We start from the raw sequence: 15,443 nt of genomic DNA on the forward strand, positions 1-15,443 counted from the left end.
GCAGCACAGGAAAACGGTTGTGGTGCGGTGCCGTTTCCTGCGGGCAGGCAGACCGCCCCAGGGCCATGCTTGCCCCATGTTCGTCGGCGTTGCCGGCACATGCCCAGGCAGTCGAGACCTTCGAGGCTGCAAGCGCGGGAAACCGTGCTGGTCGTTTCTTCCTACGGACCTACCGCGTCCATCCACGCCACCCACAAGGGACCTCTCCCTTGCGGGCGGGGAATCCCTTGTTTTTCCTCAAGGAGTTTCCCCATGGATCGTTCCCTCATCAAATCCATGATGCCTTCGCTGGTCGCAGGCCATGTGCCCCGCAACGTGCGGTCGTTCAAGTACCGCGTGTTCGATGATCAGCCGCTGTCCTCAACGCTGGGCTTCGCCATCGACCCCCAACCCTTCGACGGCAAGGTGGTCGCCGCGACCGACGATGCCATCGTCGTCAAGCTCAAGCCTTCCGAGTTCGCGGTGCTCGATCCCAGCCTGGTGACCACGGTTCCTGCCGAAGGCGCCAAGGTGCATGTCCAACCCTATGCCCGTCGTCGCTTCGACGGACTGCGCGCGGACACGCCGGAGGTCATCACCGAGGAGACTTCGGACGGCACGCCGTACACCATCACGAGGCACATCCTCGGCTCGGCGCCGGCCAAGCTGCCCATTCCCACGCCGCAGTGCATGGAGTTGGGCCAGCTCATCGAGCAGTTGGAGGAGATGCCGGCCCCCGATCGCTTCCGGCGCATCACCCACATGCTGGTGGATGCCGGTGCCCGCGACTTCACCTGGGTCGATCCCACGCCCTCCAAGATCATCGAGACCCCGCCGGCGATCAGCTTCACGGTCTCGACCGCGAAGTTCGAGGGCCGGGTGACGATCCTCTACGACCGCGGCGGAGACACCTACGTGGTGGAACTGCACCGTCAGAACGGTGAATCGGTCGAACTGGTCGATCGGCACGACGAGGTGTATTTCGACATGCTCGGCGAAGTGCTGGAGAGGCTCATCGACGACGGGCGCTGGCGCCAGATCGACGTGAGCATCCTCGACGCGAAAGCGGCCCGCAAGCGCCAGGCCGTCCCGGCATGACGCCCCGCAGCGAAACCGGGCGGTCCTGCGGCTGACCCGAGGCATCCGCCACGGCGTTCCAGCCGTTCCGGCCGCGTGCACTACAGGCCCTTCATCCCATCGGATGGAGGCCTTTCTCATTCTTCCACACAGGAGATTTCATCCATGTCACTGCGATTCAAAGGCGCTGACCTGCGCCCCGTGCTGACCGAAGCCATCGCCAATCAGGGGTCGTCTCAGAAAACGGAAAAAAATCGTACGCTAAGAGCCGAAGTGGGCCCTTTAGCAGCAATGCAAAGCTGCGATCAACGGGCAGGAAACATTGCCATGGTGCGCGTTGCACTCTCTCACTAGCGTCGACAGGGCCTCTTCCATCCGCGTGAGGTCCGCCATGCGTGCGCGCACATCGGCCAGCCGGTGAGCAGCCAGTTCGGCCGCCTCGCTGCAATGGGTGCCGTCCTCCAGTTTCAGGAGCTGGCCGACTTCATCCAGGCTGAATCCCAGGCGCTGGGCTGACTTCACGAACTTCACCCGCGCCACGTCCGCCTGCCCGTAGCGGCGGATGCGACCGTAGGGCCGCTCCGGCTGGGGTAGCAAGCCCTTGAGCTGATAGAAGCGGATCGTCTCCACGTTGACCCGGGCTGCCTTGGCGAAGGCCCCGATGGTCAGATTCTCTTGAGCGTTCTCCATGGCGCTTGACTCCGTAGTTGACTACGGAAGTAACGTTACAGCATCAAGCGAAGTCCCGGAAGGAGAACCTTATGTCGGAACCCAAGAACGGCTGCGGCGCACTGGCGACCGGCGGCGTCGCGGCCGTCCTCGCCTCGGCCTGCTGCCTCGGCCCCCTTGTCCTGGTCGCGCTCGGCTTCTCTGGCGCGTGGATCGGCAACCTGACCGTGCTGGAGCCGTATCGGCCGATCTTCATCGGCGCAGCGCTCATCGCGCTGTTCTTCGCCTGGCGCAGCATCTTCCGACCAGCCCATGCCTGCAAGCCCGGCGACGTTTGCGCCGTGCCCCAAGTGCGGACTGCCTACAAGGTGATCTTCTGGATCGTGGCCGCCCTGGTTCTGGTTGCCCTCGCGTTTCCCTACGTCCTGCCGCTGTTCTACTGAAAGGAGATCACCATGAAGAAACTCACCACCCTCACCACCCTCATCGCCCTGGCCGCCGCTCTAAGCGCGCCCGCCTGGGCTGCCACCAAGACCGTCACCCTGTCGGTGCCCGGCATGACCTGCGCCGCGTGCCCGATCACGGTCAAGACGGCTCTGTCCAAGGTCGCCGGCGTCGAGAAGGCCGAAGTCAGCTTCGAGAAGCGGGAGGCCGTCGTCACCTTCGACGAGGCCAAGACCAATGCCGACGCCTTGACCAAGGCCACCGCAAACGCGGGTTACCCGTCCAGCGTCAAGCAGTGAGGGCGTAATCATGGCCGAGGCGATCACCCTCCACATCGAAGGCATGACCTGCACGTCGTGCGCCGAGCACGTCCAGCAGGCTTTGACGAACGTGCCCGGCGTGCGCGCGGCCTCGGTGTCCTATCCGCAGCGGCAGGCCGAAATCGAGGCGGATGCAGGCGTGAGCGTGGCCCCGCTGGTTGCCGCAGTGGCCACGCTCGGCTATCGCGCACGGCTTACCGACACGCCGAACAAGCCTGCCGGCCTGCTAGACAAGGCGCTGGGCTGGCTCGGTGGCGAAACGAAGCATGTTGGCGGTGAACAAGCGCTGCACGTGGCTGTGATAGGCAGCGGCGGCGCGGCGATGGCGGCTGCCTTGAAGGCCGTGGAGCAAGGCGCCCGCGTCACGCTGATCGAGCGCGGCACCATCGGCGGCACCTGCGTCAATGTCGGCTGCGTGCCGTCCAAGATCATGATCCGCGCCGCGCACATCGTCCACCTGCGCCGCGAAAGCCCGTTCGATGCTGGCCTGCCGGCCGCAGCGCCCGCTGTACTGCGCGAGCGGCTGCTGGCCCAGCAACAAGGCCGCGTCGAGGAGCTGCGCCATGCCAAGTACGAAGGCATCCTGGCAAGCACTCCGGCCATCACCGTGCTGCGCGGCGAGGCCCGGTTCAGGGACACGCGCACGCTGACCGTGGCGACCGCTGACGGCGGCACGCACGAGGTGAACTTCGACCGCTGCCTGATTGCCACCGGCGCGAGCCCGGCGCTTCCGCCAATCCCGGGCCTTGCGGACACACCCCACTGGACCTCCACCGAGGCGCTGGAAAGCAGCTCGCTCCCCGAGCGGCTGGCCGTGATTGGTTCCTCCGTGGTGGCGGTCGAGTTGGCGCAAGCCTTCGCCCGGCGGGCAGCCAGGTCACGATCCTGGCGCGCAGCACGCTGTTCTTCCGAGAAGACCGGCCATCGGGGAAGCCGTAACAGACGCCTTCCGCGCCGAGGGCATCGAGGTGCTGGACCACACCCAGGCGAGCCACGTTGCCTATGCGGGCGGGGAATTCGTGCTCACCACCGGGCAGGGGGAAGTGCGCGCCGACAAGCTGCTGGTCGCCACCGGTCGCGCGCCGAACACGCGCAGCCTGAACCTTGAAGCGGCAGGCGTCGAAGTCAATGCGCAGGGAGCCATCGTCATCGACCGCGCCATGCGCACGAGCGCACCGCACATCTTTGCTGCCGGCGACTGCACCGACCAGCCGCAGTTCGTCTATGTGGCGGCGGCGGCCGGCACGCGCGCCGCGATCAACATGACCGGCGGCGACGCGGCGCTGGACCTGACGGCGATGCCGGCGGTGGTGTTCACCGATCCGCAGGTGGCGACCGTGGGCTACAGCGAGGCGGAAGCGCACCACGACGGCATCGAGACCGACAGCCGGCTGCTGACGCTCGACAACGTGCCGAGGGCGCTCGCCAACTTCGACACGCGCGGCTTCATCAAGCTGGTGGCGGAAGCTGGCTCAGGGCGGCTGATCGGCGTACAGGCGGTCGCGCCGGAAGCGGGCGAACTGATCCAGACGGCCGCGCTGGCGATCCGCCACCGGATGACCGTGCAGGAGCTGGCCGACCAGTTGTTCCCCTACCTGACCATGGTCGAGGGACTGAAGCTCGCGGCGCAGACCTTCAACAAGGACGTGAAGCAACTGTCCTGTTGCGCCGGATGAGGAAAAGGGAGGTGTTCGATGAACGCCTACAGCCGCGCCAACCGCCGCATCTACGCGGCCTTGTCCGATCCCCTGTCGGCCACCCACCGGCACCGCCTCGACGATCTGCTCAAGCGCCACGACAACGGCAAGACGACCTGGCTGGCCTGGCTGCGCCAGTCGCCCGTCAAGCCGAACTCGCGCCACATACTCGAACACATCGAGCGCCTCAAAGCCTGGCAGGCGCTCGACCTGCCTTCCGGCATCGAGCGGTCGGTGCACCAGAACCGCCTGCTCAAGATCGCCCGCGAAGGCGGCCAGATGACGCCCGCCGATCTGGCCAAGTTCGAGGCACAGCGCCGCTACGCGACCCTGGTGCGCTCGCCATCGAGGGCATGGCCACCGTCACCGACGAAATCATCGACCTGCACGACCGCATCCTGGGCAAGCTGTTCAACGCTGCCAAGCACAAGCATCAGCAGCAGTTCCAGGCGTCCGGCAAGGCGATCAACGCCAAGGTGCGGCTGGCCACCTCGATCAAGCAGGGCACGGTGACGGCCTCGCTGATGCTCAGGAAACTCGGCAGCTACCCGCGCCAGAACGGCCTGGCCGTGGCGCTGCGCGAGCTGGGCCGCATCGAGCGAACGCTGTTCATCCTGGACTGGCTGCAAAGCGTCGAGCTGCGCCGCCGCGTGCATGCCGGACTGAACAAGGGCGAAGCCCGCAACGCGCTAGCCCGCGCCGTGTTCTTCAACCGGCTGGGCGAAATCCGCGACCGCAGTTTCGAGCAGCAGCGCTACCGGGCCAGCGGCCTCAACCTGGTGACGGCGGCCATAGTGTTGTGGAACACGGTCTATCTGGAACGGGCCTCAAACGCCTTACGCGGTCACGGCCAGACTGTCGATGACGCCCTGTTGCAGTACCTGTCGCCGCTGGGCTGGGAGCACATCAACCTGACCGGCGATTACCTCTGGCGCAGCAGCGCCAAGATCGGCGCGGGCAAGTTCAGGCCGCTACGACCGCTGCAACCGGCTTAGCGTACGATTTTTTCCGTTTTCTGAGACGTCCCCAATCAGTGCCGCATTGTCCTGGTCAAGGATCAGGGCGTGTACTTCCTCGCCGAGCGTGGGGAGCGTCGCCCGGATGGGCGCCAGGCACTGCTCGCCTACGCCGTCGGATGCAACCCGGACACCGACCCGTTCGATGACTGGTGGCACCTCGCCGGCCGCGAGCTGGGCGGCGATGACTTCGCGGAGTATTTCGACCCGAAGGACGGCCTGTTCACGCGCCTCCAGCACTCGGCGGACGATCTCGTGCTTTCCGCCACCGCCACGCACCTGTCCTTAGCAGTGGTGCCTCCCGCCTGACGCGGCAACCGCCTCGCAGCCCCCGCATCGGGGGCCTTCTTTTGTTCGCACCGCCGCCATCGCCGCGCGTGCGCGTTTGTCTCCAGCCGCCGAGGCACGCCCCGCCGGCCACAACGCCGGCATGCCACCGGAGACAACCGCATGAACACGCCATCGACCTCGCCGAGGCTGCACCTCCTACCGGTGTCGCTGCGCACGGCCAATGCATTCGTTCTGTCGCACCATCGCCACCACCGCCCGGTCCAGGGCGCGAAGTTCGCCCTGGCCGTCACGCTGAGCGACAGCGACCTGATCCACGGCGTGGCCATTGTCGGCCGCCCGGTCGCGCGGCACCTGGACGCTGGAAGTCACGCGGCTGTGCACCGACGGCACACCCAGCGCCTGCAGCAAGCTCTACGGCGCGGCCTGGCAGGCGGCAAGGGCGCTGGGCTACATACGCCTGCTCACCTACACCATGCCCGACGAAGGTGGCGCCAGCCTGCGCGCCGCCGGCTGGCGGCTGATCGGCGCGCGCGGTGGCGGCGCCTGGAGCCGTCCCGGCCGTCCGCGCGCCGATACCCCCGAGCACCTGCGCGGCGCCAAGTGCCTGTGACAGGCGCCGGGTGGCGCGGACAAAGGGAAGCGCCCGGGTGCCGATTGATTGCTGCCGCGCGCGCGAGGCCCCGCCATGCTGGCCCCATGCCTGCTGACGTCGTCAGCGACATGCCAGGCAACCATCGGTCTTCGAGGTTGCGGCGCAGTTCCCACTGCGTGACCGAGCCAGCTCGCACCGCATCCTTCCGCGAGCGGCCACCAGCCTCTGGTGGCGGATGCTTTCGCCTTATCAACCCACCGCGGGGTCACGCACCTTCCCCGCATGCGTGGGCCGGTGTGTCTCCGCTTCATCCCAATGGAGATTCACCATGAACACCACGTCCAACGAGAAATCGTATTTCGACCTCCACACCTCGGGCATCGGCTACATCCAGCGTGTCCGTGAAGTGCCCGTCCGGGGCGGCCGCCGTGCGCAGCCTTTCCTGGCATGCACCATCGCCGCGCTGGTCGGCCCCGCCCGGGACCCCAGCTACCGCTACTTCGACGTCAAGGTCTCGGGTGCCGAGGCCAAGAAGCTCGTTCAGCGCTACATCGGCGTTGACGATCCCAAGCAGCGCCCGCTGGTGCGCTTTCGCCTCGGTGACCTGTGGGGCGATGTGTACATCCGCGACAAGGGTGAGCAGAAGGGTCAGGCCGCCGCGTCCCTCAAGGCGCGACTGCTCAAGGCCGAACTGATCGACCGGGCCGAACTGGCTTCGATCGAGCAGCACGAGTTGATCACCCGCGGCATCGGCTATCTCAATCGTGTGAAGGACGTCACCCCAAAAGCTGGCGACTCGTTCCTCTCTTGCACCGTCGCGGCACTGGCCGGGCCTGTCGATGAACCGGAGTATCGGTACTTCGACACCATCGTCGCCACCCCGGAAGCCGAGCACCTGGTTCGCCGGTGCGTTCAGGCCGTCGAGGGTGACCGCAAGGTGCTGATCGCCTTCCGTCTGAACGACATGAAGATCGATCCGTACATCCGCACCAAGGGTGAGCACGCCGGGGAACCGGCCGCCAGCCTGGAATCGACGCTGGTCCACATCGGTCTCATCAAGATCGACGGCACCCAGGTCTATCCGACGAGCCAGGCGCAAGCCGAGGCGCCGCCGGCCGAAGACGCATCCGCGTCCGAAGCCGACGATGCCATCGACACGGCCACCGAGCCCGCCGAGCGCGAGCCCGAGGCGCAAGTCCAGGAGCAGGAGCCGGCATTGGCTGCTTCGTTCTGATCCGGCACGGCCTCTCACGGGGCCTTGTCGCTTTTCCTCCCCACGTACGCCGCGTCCCCAGGACGCGTGCTTGCGCATTTCATCCCCCGAGTTCCGCGTGGTCTCACGGCCACGCGGTTGTCGAATTTCTCAAAGGAGATCAGCCATGTCTCTGGTATCCCGCTTTGCTCCGCAATCCCCGATCCTGCGCTCTGATCGCCCACTCTCGGACGACCGCATTCGTGCCGTCGTTCCGTCGATCTTCGCCGACGCTCCACATGGGAGCCGGTCCGATCGGTATGCCTACATACCGACCTCGACCGTGCTGACCAAGCTGCGCCAGGAGGGCTTCGAGCCCTTCATGGTGTGTCAGACGCGCGTGCGCAACGAAGACCGGCGCGAGTACACGAAGCACCTCATCCGACTTCGCCATGCAAGCCAGATCAACGGCGACGAGGCGAACGAGATCATCCTGCTCAACAGCCATGACGGCACGAGCAGCTATCAGATGCTCGCCGGCATGTTCCGGTTCGTCTGCCACAACGGCCTGGTTTGCGGTGACACCACCGCAGACATCCGCGTTCCCCACAAGGGCGACGTGGCCAGCCAGGTGATCGAAGGTGCCTACGGAGTCCTCGAAGGTTTCGAGCGCGTGCATAACGCGCGCGATGCGATGCGCACCATCACCCTCGATGAGGGCGAAGCGGAGGTCTTTGCGAACTCTGCGCTCGCACTCAAGTACGACGATCCGGCCAAGTCCACGCCTGTCACCGAGAGCCAACTGCTGGCCCCTCGGCGATGGGACGACCGCAAGAACGACCTGTGGGCCGTCTTCAACCGCGTCCAGGAGAACCTAGTCAAAGGGGGCCTGAACGGACGCACGGCCAACGGCCGCAATCAGCGCACCCGTCCGGTGCAAGGCATCGACCAGAACCTGCGCCTGAACCGGGCGTTGTGGCTGCTGGCCGAAGGCATGCGCCAGCTCAAGGCGTGATGCCACGCGGACCTCGCCCACCTCGGGCGAGGCCATTTCCTCTCATCCACCGGGTGCCGTCGGCGGCCCGTCATTCATCATCAGGAGAACCATCATGGCAACCCCATCGGCTTCCGAGAAATCTGTTGCGCCCATCGTCGTCCCCGGCCAGCTCACGCTGCGTACCATCCGCGGCAAGAACGGCCCGTTCACGGTTGGCCGCCTCGCGACGCACCTCGGTACTTTCGAGGTCAAAGACCCGGAGCTGGAGCAGTACCCCGAAGGCAAGTACGACGGGGAATTCATCATCAGGTACATCTTCCCGAAGTCCTATCCGGTCGGCGGCGGCATGCGGTTCGAGATCCGTGCCAGCCTCGACGGCATGACGCTCAACGGCATCGACAAACTCAGCCGCGACGAAGCCCGCAGCTTCGCCACCCAGGACGTCGATCCGCTCGATGAAGAGCAAGGGGCGCAGCCTGCGGCAACGCCGGCCAAGCCCACCAAAGCGTCCAGGCCCGCCAAGCCCGCACCCGTGCAGGCGTCCGCGGACCCGCTGGTCGATACCACGCCCTTCGGCGTGGATGCGCCACCGCCTGCTACGGCCGCTGCCCCCGGCAGCACCGAAGACGGTGACGCCGCGCTCTTCGGCCTGCTGTGGCCGCTGGGCGAGTCCGTGAAACTGGATTCGACCATCGACCGCCGCACCCTGCGCGCGCAGATCGCCCGCCTGGGCGAGCTGGGCTACGCGCTGGACTTCAAGACGCAGGAGTGGAGCCGCCAGGCCGAACCAAAACCTGCGTGATCGCAGACGCCGCATGCGCGGTGTTCTTCATCCACCCGCCGGGGTTCCTTTCCCATGCGGGGGAGGCCCTGGCCATTTTCTGGAGGTCTCCATCATGTCCACCATCGCTTGCGATACCCCGCGTTCAACGCTGGATGAACCCGCGTGGCGGGACCTTTGCAAAGCGGCCGCCGCACACGCCCAGCGCGGTTGCGGCTTGTCCTACGACCACTACGTGACGCTCTTCAGTTCGGCGATCGACGCACAGGCCAATCGTTTGCCGGATGAGCAACGTGCTCAGGCTCTCGAAATCGCGGCCCAGGAATGGGACTACGCAACACCTGCCGAACGGCAGGAAACCCAGGACTGGAATGCGGAGCATGGCTATTGCTCGCACGGGATCGAGTTCGGCTACTGCCCGGCCGGTTGTGATCGAGACGATGACGACTGGGATTGAGGGCGACGCATAGGTTCCTTCGCCGCAGATGCGGCATTCCATCACCCGCTGGGGGTTCTTCCCCACGGGGAGGCCTTCAGCTCAACTTTTCGAGGAGGCCTCTCATGGGCTGGTATTTCTCAAACCAATCGCGGTCCGAACTGATCGCGGAACTGATCGCACCGCAAGAGACCGAGCGCGCCAGCGTCAAGGTCATCGCTCACACCCTGCGCGGCAACGTGCTGTGGTCCGTCGCCGAAGTGACCGCCAAGGTCGAAGGCGTGCATCGTGATCTCGCACCGGGCCAGTCCCTGCGCTACATCCGCTGCGATCTGCTTGAACGAAGCGGCGGCCAGTGGGGCTACAAGTCCTTGGACGAGTCCATGCACCCGTACTACTACACGTGCCCGCTGTCCTATCTGGACCTCGCACCGGAGCAGTCCGCCGACTGGCGTGCAGGCGTTCGCGCCTACCACGCCCGGCGGCGCACACCCACGGCATCCGCGGCATCCGCCGCGGCGTCGATGGCCTGAGCCAGGAGGAACCGACATGGACCCGATCCTGGCAACGCTTCCGCCCTCGTTGCTGGCACTCGTTGAAGGGAGTTTGTCCAACGACGAAGTGTCCTCCGACGAGGAAATGCTGGCGTACTTCATCGACAACGGCCTCACCGAGGACCAGGCACGGCAGGCACTGACCTACCGCGACCAGTACCTCAACAACATCTACCTGGAAGGCTTCACGCCGATCACTTCGGCGGACGAGCCGCTTCACTTCAACCCGCACACCCGGCAGTTCGAGCCGGACTGAGCGGTTTTCTTCCACCCCCTGGGGCAGTACTTGCCCCAGCGGGCGGTGCTGTTCCCGTTCATCCGAGGACACCACCATGCCCGCAAACACTTCTTCCACGCTGTACCGCATCGACGAATGCCCGGACGTGATGGCCGACGCCTGCGTCGGCGATGACCAGGGCAACCTGATCTTCCTGTCCATCTGGGCGCGGGACACCGCCGTCCAGCAGTTCCTCGCTCGCCTGACCCTCGGGCGCGACGAGCAGGGACTGGACCAGTTCCACGTCATCACCGACCAGGGCGGCAGCGTCCCGGTATTCATCGGCAACGTCGATCGCCTGGAAAAGCGCATCACGCGCGCGTACCGGCGGACGCTGTTCGGCTCGCTGTCCAACGTGTGGCTGTTCGACCGGCGCTGCGTCAAGCCCGACAAGGCCAACGCCAGCGCATTGGCACTGCTGCCACGCGACAGCGCCCACAGGCTTGACCGCCTGTGGATGCTGGTGCGGGACACCTGCCCGTTGCCGCTGCTCGATCACTGGCGCGAGACCGTGCTGGAACTGCTGCAAACCCGCGAGATGCTGGCCCGCCTTCCGTTCGCCCTCGGGCCGCTGGAAGGCCATCGGCTCGCCATCGACGTGCCGGCGCTGACCCTGGCGCTCGGCTCCCTGATCCGCAGCGACGCGCTCACCGCCTATCCGTATCCGGCCAAGATTTGGACGCCGGAAGCGGTAGCGGCTTGACCCACCCTCGGAGGCACGCCTTGGCGTACTTCCGTGTTTCATCCCCGCCAACCAGGAGACTTCCATGGCCCTCATGTTCCCGCGGCTCGCCCGCAATTTCGTCAAGAACGGATATTTCCCGACCGACGAACCCACGCTCGAAAGAGCGCTCAACGCACTGATGCCCAGCGACGGGCCGATGTGCATCCTCGATCCCTGCGCCGGCGAAGGCGTGGCGATCGCCGAAGCCGCCCATGCCCTCGGGCGCGAGCAGGCAAAGGCGTTCGCCGTCGAGTTCGACGCGGAGCGGGCGCGCCATGCCCGCGGCCTGGTCGATCACTGCCTGCACGCGGACCTGATGGACACGATGGTCTCCAAGCAGTCCTTCGGGCTGCTCTGGCTCAACCCGCCGTATGGGGACCTGTCCAAGGACGTCAACGGCAACATCGGCTATCAGGGCCAGGGCCGTGCCCGCCTTGAAAAGCTGTTCTACCAGCGCACGCTCTCGCTGCTGCAATACGGCGGCGTGCTGGTTTTCATCGTCCCCGGCTACGTGCTCGACGCGGAGTTGGTCGGCTGGCTGACGCGCCACTACACGGACCTGCGCATCTACCGAGCGGTGGAGACGCAGTTCAAGCAGGTGGTGATCTTCGGACGCCGGGTGCGCCAGCGCGAGCAGGTGCCCGATGGCGTCAAGGCCGTGCGCAATCTGCTGTTGCAGGTAGGGCAAGGCGAAGTCGAAGCCGAGGAACTGCCGAGCGAGTGGCCGTTCCTGCCGTACATCGTCCCCGCCAGCCCGGCCGAGCCAGAGCATTTCTTCCGCGTGACGATGGAGCCCGAGCAGTTCGCCGATGAGGTTGGCAGGCTGCAAGGCTTGTGGCCATCGCAGGACACGCACCTGGGGGCTGCGCAGCAATCGCTGCGTCCACCGGCGCGGGCCTTGTCCCGCTGGCATCTCGCCCTGGCTCTGGCCGCGGGTGCGATCTCGGGGGTTGTGCGCTCCAAGACCGGGCGCGTGCTCGTCGTCAAAGGTGACACCCACAAGGACAAGACGCTCCAGCGGGAGTTCACCGAACGCGAAGACGGCTCCATCGCCGAGACCCGCATCCTCACCGACAAGTTCGTTCCCGTCATCCGCGCGTGGGACATGACACCTGGCTCCGCGACACGGGGCGAGGTGTTGACCATTCGCTGATCCACCGGACGCGCTGCCGTCCTGCTGTACCAACTCGAAGGAGAAACACCATGATCCCCAATCCGTTCAAGCGGCCTGCGCCGCACAAGCAACCGTTGTTCGCACCGAGTACGTTGAAGTTGAGCGAGAAGGTGCATTGGCTGGCCCGGCGAGGCCTGATCGACCCCTTGGCCTATGTCCAGCGCCATGTGCGCGGGGACTGGGGCGAGATCGATGAGGCCACACGCCAAGCCAACGACGTGGCGATCCAACAGGACAACCTAATGATCTCGCAGTTCAGGATCACGCCGGACCTGGCGCTGATCGTCAAGACCAGCGAGGACCACCAGACCACGGTGGTCCAGCTTCCCGAAGAGCGGGACCTGATCTGAGGCCCCACATCGTCATCCTCATCCACCTGACGGAGCCACTTCACTCCGGCAGGGGTGTCGTGGCTCAATGACTCATCAAGGAGGAGCCCATGGCATCGCATCGCATCGAAACCTACTGCCAGCGGCTGGCGTTCCCCATCGGGGCGCTCATCTTCAGCAGAGGTGTAGACCGCCTGGTCCGCGCGGGTCGCCTGGACCCGATCCCGTACTTCAGGCGCCACACCCGTGGCGACTGGGGCGACGTCAACATCCAGCAATGGCAGACGAACAGCAGCGCGCTTCAATCGGGCGCGTCGCTGGAATCGCACTACGTGATCCATCCGGGGCTCGCCATTCGCATCGTCACCGATTCGCAGCGCTGCGCAACCGTCATCGTGCTTCCGTCCGAAGACTGAGCACGGTTCACCTGCGGGCCGCCCAGGCCAGCACCTTCAACCACCCTCAGCCACGCGTCGATTCTCTTCCCACCACGGGGCATGCCATTGCCCCGCTGGGGGTGGTGCATGCCCCATTTTTCTTTGGAGCATCACCATGTCCCTCGATCTCGAAACCACTGCCGCTGAATCCGCGCCCGTACAGGGCGAACTGCTCGACGCGGAATCTTCCCCTCTGACCCTGAGCCTTCAGGATTTTGTCGGCGAGTTCGGCGACGAACTACTCGACGCCCTCAACAGCGCTAATCCGCCGGTCTATACCGGCCAACCGCAGGCGCACCGGCAACTGGTGGTCGCCAGCCTCAAGCGCAAGCTGTTCCCAGCCCAGGCCGAAGTCGTCCACGCCGCCGCCGAGCTGCTGATCGACCGTGGCGAACGTGCTGCGATCGTCAATGGCGAGATGGGCTGCGGCAAGACGACCGTCGGCATTGCCACGGCCGCCGTGCTCAACGCCGAAGGCTATCGCCGCACTCTGGTGCTGTCGCCGCCCCACCTGGTTTACAAGTGGCGGCGCGAGATCCAGGAGACGGTGGCCGGTGCCAAGGTGTGGGTACTCAACGGGCCGGATACGCTCGTCAAGCTCATCAAGCTGCGCGAGCAGTTGGGCGTGCAGCCCACGGGCCAGGAGTTCTTCGTCCTGGGGCGCGTCAGGATGCGGATGGGCTTTCACTGGAAGCCTGTCTTCACCACGCGGCGCACCCGCCACGGCGACGTGGCGGCCTGCCCGGACTGCGGCACGGTCATCACCGACCTCGACGGCGAGCCGGTCAACCCGATCGCGCTCCAAGCCGAGGAGTGCCGCAGGAAGTGCGGCCACTGCGCCGCGCCCCTGTGGACACTGATCCGCCCGCGCAGTCTGTCCGGCAGCGACCAGTCCTCGGCCGTGCTCAAAGCCTTAAAGCGCATACCGACCATCGGAGAGGTCACCGCGCAGAAGCTGATGCAAAAGTTCGGTGACGGGTTCCTGGCGTCGATGCTCGGCGACAACATCCATGAGTTCATCAACCTCATGGATGGCAACGGCGAGCTGGTGTTTTCCGACCGTCAGGCCACGCGCATGGAACGTGCGATGGCCAACATGGAGTTCGGCTTTGGCGAGGGCGGCTATCAGCCGTCCGAGTTCATCAAACGCTACCTGCCGCAAGGCACGTTCGACCTGCTCATCGCCGATGAGGCACATGAGTACAAGAACGGGGGCAGTGCCCAGGGCCAGGCCATGGGCGTGCTGGCGGCGAAGGCTCGCAAGACCTTGCTGCTGACCGGCACGTTGATGGGCGGCTACGGGGACGACCTGTTCCACCTGCTGTTCCGAGCCCTTCCGGGGCGGATGATCGAAGACGGCTACCGCCCGACCACGAGCGGCAGCATGACCTCGGCTGCGATGGCGTTCATGCGCGATCACGGGGTGTTGAAGGACATCTACTCCGAGAGCACCGGCACGGCGCACAAGACGGCCAAGGGCACCAAGGTATCGGTGCGCACGGTCAAGGCCCCGGGGTTTGGCCCCAAGGGCGTGCTGCGCTGCATCCTGCCGTTCACGATCTTTCTCAAGCTCAAGGACATCGGTGGCAACGTCCTGCCGCCGTATGACGAGGAGTTCCGTGAAGTCGCGATGGACACGGCGCAAGCCGCGGCCTACCGCGATCTGGCGGGTCGGCTGACCGCGGAGCTGAAACAGGCTCTGGCGCGACGCGATACGACCTTGCTGGGTGTGGTCCTCAACGTGCTGCTGGCCTGGCCGGATTGCTGCTTCCGGTCGGAGACCGTGGTGCATCCGCGCACGCGCAACACCTTGGCGTTTGTCCCGGCTCAGTTCAACGAGTTCGAGATCAGCCCCAAGGAGCGTGAGCTGATCGACATCTGCAAAGAGGAGAAGGCGCAGGGCCGCAAGGTCCTGGCCTACACGGTCTATACCGGCACGCGCGACACCACGTCGCGCCTGAAGGTGTTGCTGGAGCAGGAAGGCTTCAAGGTGGCGGTGCTGCGCGCGAGCGTGGATGCCAGCCGCCGCGAAGACTGGATCGCCGAGCAACTGGACCGTGGCATCGACGTGCTCATCACCAACCCCGAGTTGGTCAAGACGGGGCTGGACCTGTTGGAGTTCCCGACGATCGTGTTCATGCAGTCGGGCTACAACGTGTACTCGCTCCAGCAGGCGGCACGCCGCTCCTGGCGCATCGGGCAGAAGCAGCCCGTGCGTGTGATCTACCTCGGCTACGCCGGTTCCTCGCAGATGACCTGCCTGGAGCTGATGGCCAAGAAGATCATGGTCTCGCAGTCCACCTCGGGCGACGTGCCCGAATCCGGGCTCGATGTCCTGAACCAGGACGGTGATTCCGTCGAGGTCGCACTGGCCCGGCAGCTTGTCGCCGCATGACACGTTCCACTTACGGCCCTTCGGGGCCGTTTTTTTTGCCGCTCCCGGTAAATCGGACGCTG

16 protein-coding genes and 4 pseudogenes are annotated in these 15,443 nt (G+C 65.7%); 19 read left to right on the forward strand and 1 reads right to left on the reverse strand.

The window, feature by feature from the left end; genetic code table 11:
• Positions 1 to 252 precede the first annotated feature (252 nt).
• Positions 253 to 1,077, forward strand: coding sequence for a hypothetical protein (locus RMET_RS11600; protein WP_003098941.1), 825 nt, complete (start codon positions 253 to 255; stop codon positions 1,075 to 1,077).
• Between the two features lie 261 nt (positions 1,078 to 1,338).
• On the opposite strand, the gene merR is transcribed toward RMET_RS11600, so the two are convergent.
• A complete protein-coding gene (gene merR / locus RMET_RS11605) occupies positions 1,339 to 1,746 on the reverse strand; it encodes an Hg(II)-responsive transcriptional regulator (protein ID WP_003098939.1) in 408 nt (135 codons plus the stop codon).
• Positions 1,747 to 1,817: 71 nt separating this feature from the next.
• Here merR and merT point away from each other — a divergent pair, with 71 nt between their 5' ends.
• From merT to RMET_RS11690, 18 genes and pseudogenes are all read left to right on the forward strand, one after another.
• Positions 1,818 to 2,168 carry a mercuric ion transporter MerT gene (gene merT, locus RMET_RS11610; RefSeq protein WP_003116827.1) on the forward strand — a complete coding sequence of 117 codons (351 nt, stop codon included), beginning with the start codon at positions 1,818 to 1,820 and terminating at the stop codon, positions 2,166 to 2,168.
• 12 nt (positions 2,169 to 2,180) lie between these two features.
• Complete coding sequence (gene merP, locus RMET_RS11615; protein WP_003116826.1) at positions 2,181 to 2,468, forward strand: mercury resistance system periplasmic binding protein MerP; 288 nt, start codon at positions 2,181 to 2,183, stop codon at positions 2,466 to 2,468.
• Positions 2,469 to 2,478: 10 nt separating this feature from the next.
• Positions 2,479 to 4,165: pseudogene (gene merA / locus RMET_RS11620) on the forward strand (mercury(II) reductase).
• A gap of 18 nt (positions 4,166 to 4,183) precedes the next feature.
• Positions 4,184 to 4,699, forward strand: a complete 516-nt coding sequence (locus RMET_RS34500; RefSeq protein WP_003098931.1) for a Tn3 family transposase — start codon at positions 4,184 to 4,186, stop codon at positions 4,697 to 4,699.
• Positions 4,663 to 5,181, forward strand: a pseudogene (locus RMET_RS34505) (Tn3 family transposase); the annotation flags it as partial. The gene RMET_RS34500 and the pseudogene RMET_RS34505, both read left to right, overlap by 37 nt.
• A 33-nt stretch (positions 5,182 to 5,214) precedes the next feature.
• A pseudogene (locus RMET_RS11630) lies at positions 5,215 to 5,511 on the forward strand (DUF3085 domain-containing protein); the annotation flags it as partial.
• A 141-nt stretch (positions 5,512 to 5,652) separates the two neighbouring features.
• Positions 5,653 to 6,103 (forward strand): annotated as a pseudogene (locus tag RMET_RS34170) (XF1762 family protein).
• Positions 6,104 to 6,413: 310 nt separating this feature from the next.
• Positions 6,414 to 7,319 carry a DUF3577 domain-containing protein gene (locus tag RMET_RS11640; protein WP_003116825.1) on the forward strand — a complete coding sequence of 302 codons (906 nt, stop codon included), beginning with the start codon at positions 6,414 to 6,416 and terminating at the stop codon, positions 7,317 to 7,319.
• A 145-nt stretch (positions 7,320 to 7,464) separates the two neighbouring features.
• On the forward strand, positions 7,465 to 8,292 hold the full coding sequence (locus RMET_RS11645; RefSeq protein ID WP_003116824.1) for a DUF932 domain-containing protein: 828 nt from the start codon (positions 7,465 to 7,467) through the stop codon (positions 8,290 to 8,292).
• Positions 8,293 to 8,386: 94 nt separating this feature from the next.
• Complete coding sequence (locus RMET_RS11650) at positions 8,387 to 9,076, forward strand: DUF3275 family protein (RefSeq protein WP_003116823.1); 690 nt, start codon at positions 8,387 to 8,389, stop codon at positions 9,074 to 9,076.
• 94 nt (positions 9,077 to 9,170) lie between these two features.
• On the forward strand, positions 9,171 to 9,512 hold the full coding sequence (locus tag RMET_RS11655) for a hypothetical protein (RefSeq protein ID WP_003116822.1): 342 nt from the start codon (positions 9,171 to 9,173) through the stop codon (positions 9,510 to 9,512).
• A gap of 104 nt (positions 9,513 to 9,616) precedes the next feature.
• Positions 9,617 to 10,024: a hypothetical protein gene (locus RMET_RS11660; protein WP_003116821.1), complete on the forward strand. Its 408-nt coding sequence runs from the start codon at positions 9,617 to 9,619 to the stop codon at positions 10,022 to 10,024.
• 16 nt (positions 10,025 to 10,040) lie between these two features.
• On the forward strand, positions 10,041 to 10,301 hold the full coding sequence (locus tag RMET_RS11665) for a hypothetical protein (RefSeq protein ID WP_003090124.1): 261 nt from the start codon (positions 10,041 to 10,043) through the stop codon (positions 10,299 to 10,301).
• 76 nt (positions 10,302 to 10,377) lie between these two features.
• Positions 10,378 to 11,025, forward strand: a complete 648-nt coding sequence (locus tag RMET_RS11670; protein ID WP_003116820.1) for a hypothetical protein — start codon at positions 10,378 to 10,380, stop codon at positions 11,023 to 11,025.
• A 40-nt stretch (positions 11,026 to 11,065) separates the two neighbouring features.
• The gene (locus RMET_RS11675) at positions 11,066 to 12,199 is read left to right on the forward strand and encodes a DUF6094 domain-containing protein (protein WP_223224654.1); all 1,134 of its coding nucleotides are present in this window, start codon (positions 11,066 to 11,068) and stop codon (positions 12,197 to 12,199) included.
• A gap of 50 nt (positions 12,200 to 12,249) precedes the next feature.
• Positions 12,250 to 12,570: a hypothetical protein gene (locus RMET_RS11680; RefSeq protein WP_003116818.1), complete on the forward strand. Its 321-nt coding sequence runs from the start codon at positions 12,250 to 12,252 to the stop codon at positions 12,568 to 12,570.
• Between the two features lie 89 nt (positions 12,571 to 12,659).
• Positions 12,660 to 12,965, forward strand: a complete 306-nt coding sequence (locus tag RMET_RS11685) for a hypothetical protein (RefSeq protein ID WP_003116817.1) — start codon at positions 12,660 to 12,662, stop codon at positions 12,963 to 12,965.
• Positions 12,966 to 13,101: 136 nt separating this feature from the next.
• The gene (locus RMET_RS11690) at positions 13,102 to 15,381 is read left to right on the forward strand and encodes a helicase-related protein (protein WP_004350563.1); all 2,280 of its coding nucleotides are present in this window, start codon (positions 13,102 to 13,104) and stop codon (positions 15,379 to 15,381) included.
• Positions 15,382 to 15,443 lie beyond the last annotated feature (62 nt).

It is taken from the genome of Cupriavidus metallidurans CH34, from assembly GCF_000196015.1.
Taxonomy (GTDB): Bacteria; Pseudomonadota; Gammaproteobacteria; order Burkholderiales; family Burkholderiaceae; genus Cupriavidus; species Cupriavidus metallidurans.

Coding starts and splice junctions, on each gene's coding strand:
- RMET_RS11600 (WP_003098941.1), top strand. CDS start 253: ATGGATCGTTCCCTCATCAAATCCATGATGCCTTCGCTGGTCGCAGGC.
- merR (WP_003098939.1), bottom strand. CDS start 1,746: ATGGAGAACGCTCAAGAGAATCTGACCATCGGGGCCTTCGCCAAGGCA.
- merT (WP_003116827.1), top strand. CDS start 1,818: ATGTCGGAACCCAAGAACGGCTGCGGCGCACTGGCGACCGGCGGCGTC.
- merP (WP_003116826.1), top strand. CDS start 2,181: ATGAAGAAACTCACCACCCTCACCACCCTCATCGCCCTGGCCGCCGCT.
- RMET_RS34500 (WP_003098931.1), top strand. CDS start 4,184: ATGAACGCCTACAGCCGCGCCAACCGCCGCATCTACGCGGCCTTGTCC.
- RMET_RS11640 (WP_003116825.1), top strand. CDS start 6,414: ATGAACACCACGTCCAACGAGAAATCGTATTTCGACCTCCACACCTCG.
- RMET_RS11645 (WP_003116824.1), top strand. CDS start 7,465: ATGTCTCTGGTATCCCGCTTTGCTCCGCAATCCCCGATCCTGCGCTCT.
- RMET_RS11650 (WP_003116823.1), top strand. CDS start 8,387: ATGGCAACCCCATCGGCTTCCGAGAAATCTGTTGCGCCCATCGTCGTC.
- RMET_RS11655 (WP_003116822.1), top strand. CDS start 9,171: ATGTCCACCATCGCTTGCGATACCCCGCGTTCAACGCTGGATGAACCC.
- RMET_RS11660 (WP_003116821.1), top strand. CDS start 9,617: ATGGGCTGGTATTTCTCAAACCAATCGCGGTCCGAACTGATCGCGGAA.
- RMET_RS11665 (WP_003090124.1), top strand. CDS start 10,041: ATGGACCCGATCCTGGCAACGCTTCCGCCCTCGTTGCTGGCACTCGTT.
- RMET_RS11670 (WP_003116820.1), top strand. CDS start 10,378: ATGCCCGCAAACACTTCTTCCACGCTGTACCGCATCGACGAATGCCCG.
- RMET_RS11680 (WP_003116818.1), top strand. CDS start 12,250: ATGATCCCCAATCCGTTCAAGCGGCCTGCGCCGCACAAGCAACCGTTG.
- RMET_RS11685 (WP_003116817.1), top strand. CDS start 12,660: ATGGCATCGCATCGCATCGAAACCTACTGCCAGCGGCTGGCGTTCCCC.
- RMET_RS11690 (WP_004350563.1), top strand. CDS start 13,102: ATGTCCCTCGATCTCGAAACCACTGCCGCTGAATCCGCGCCCGTACAG.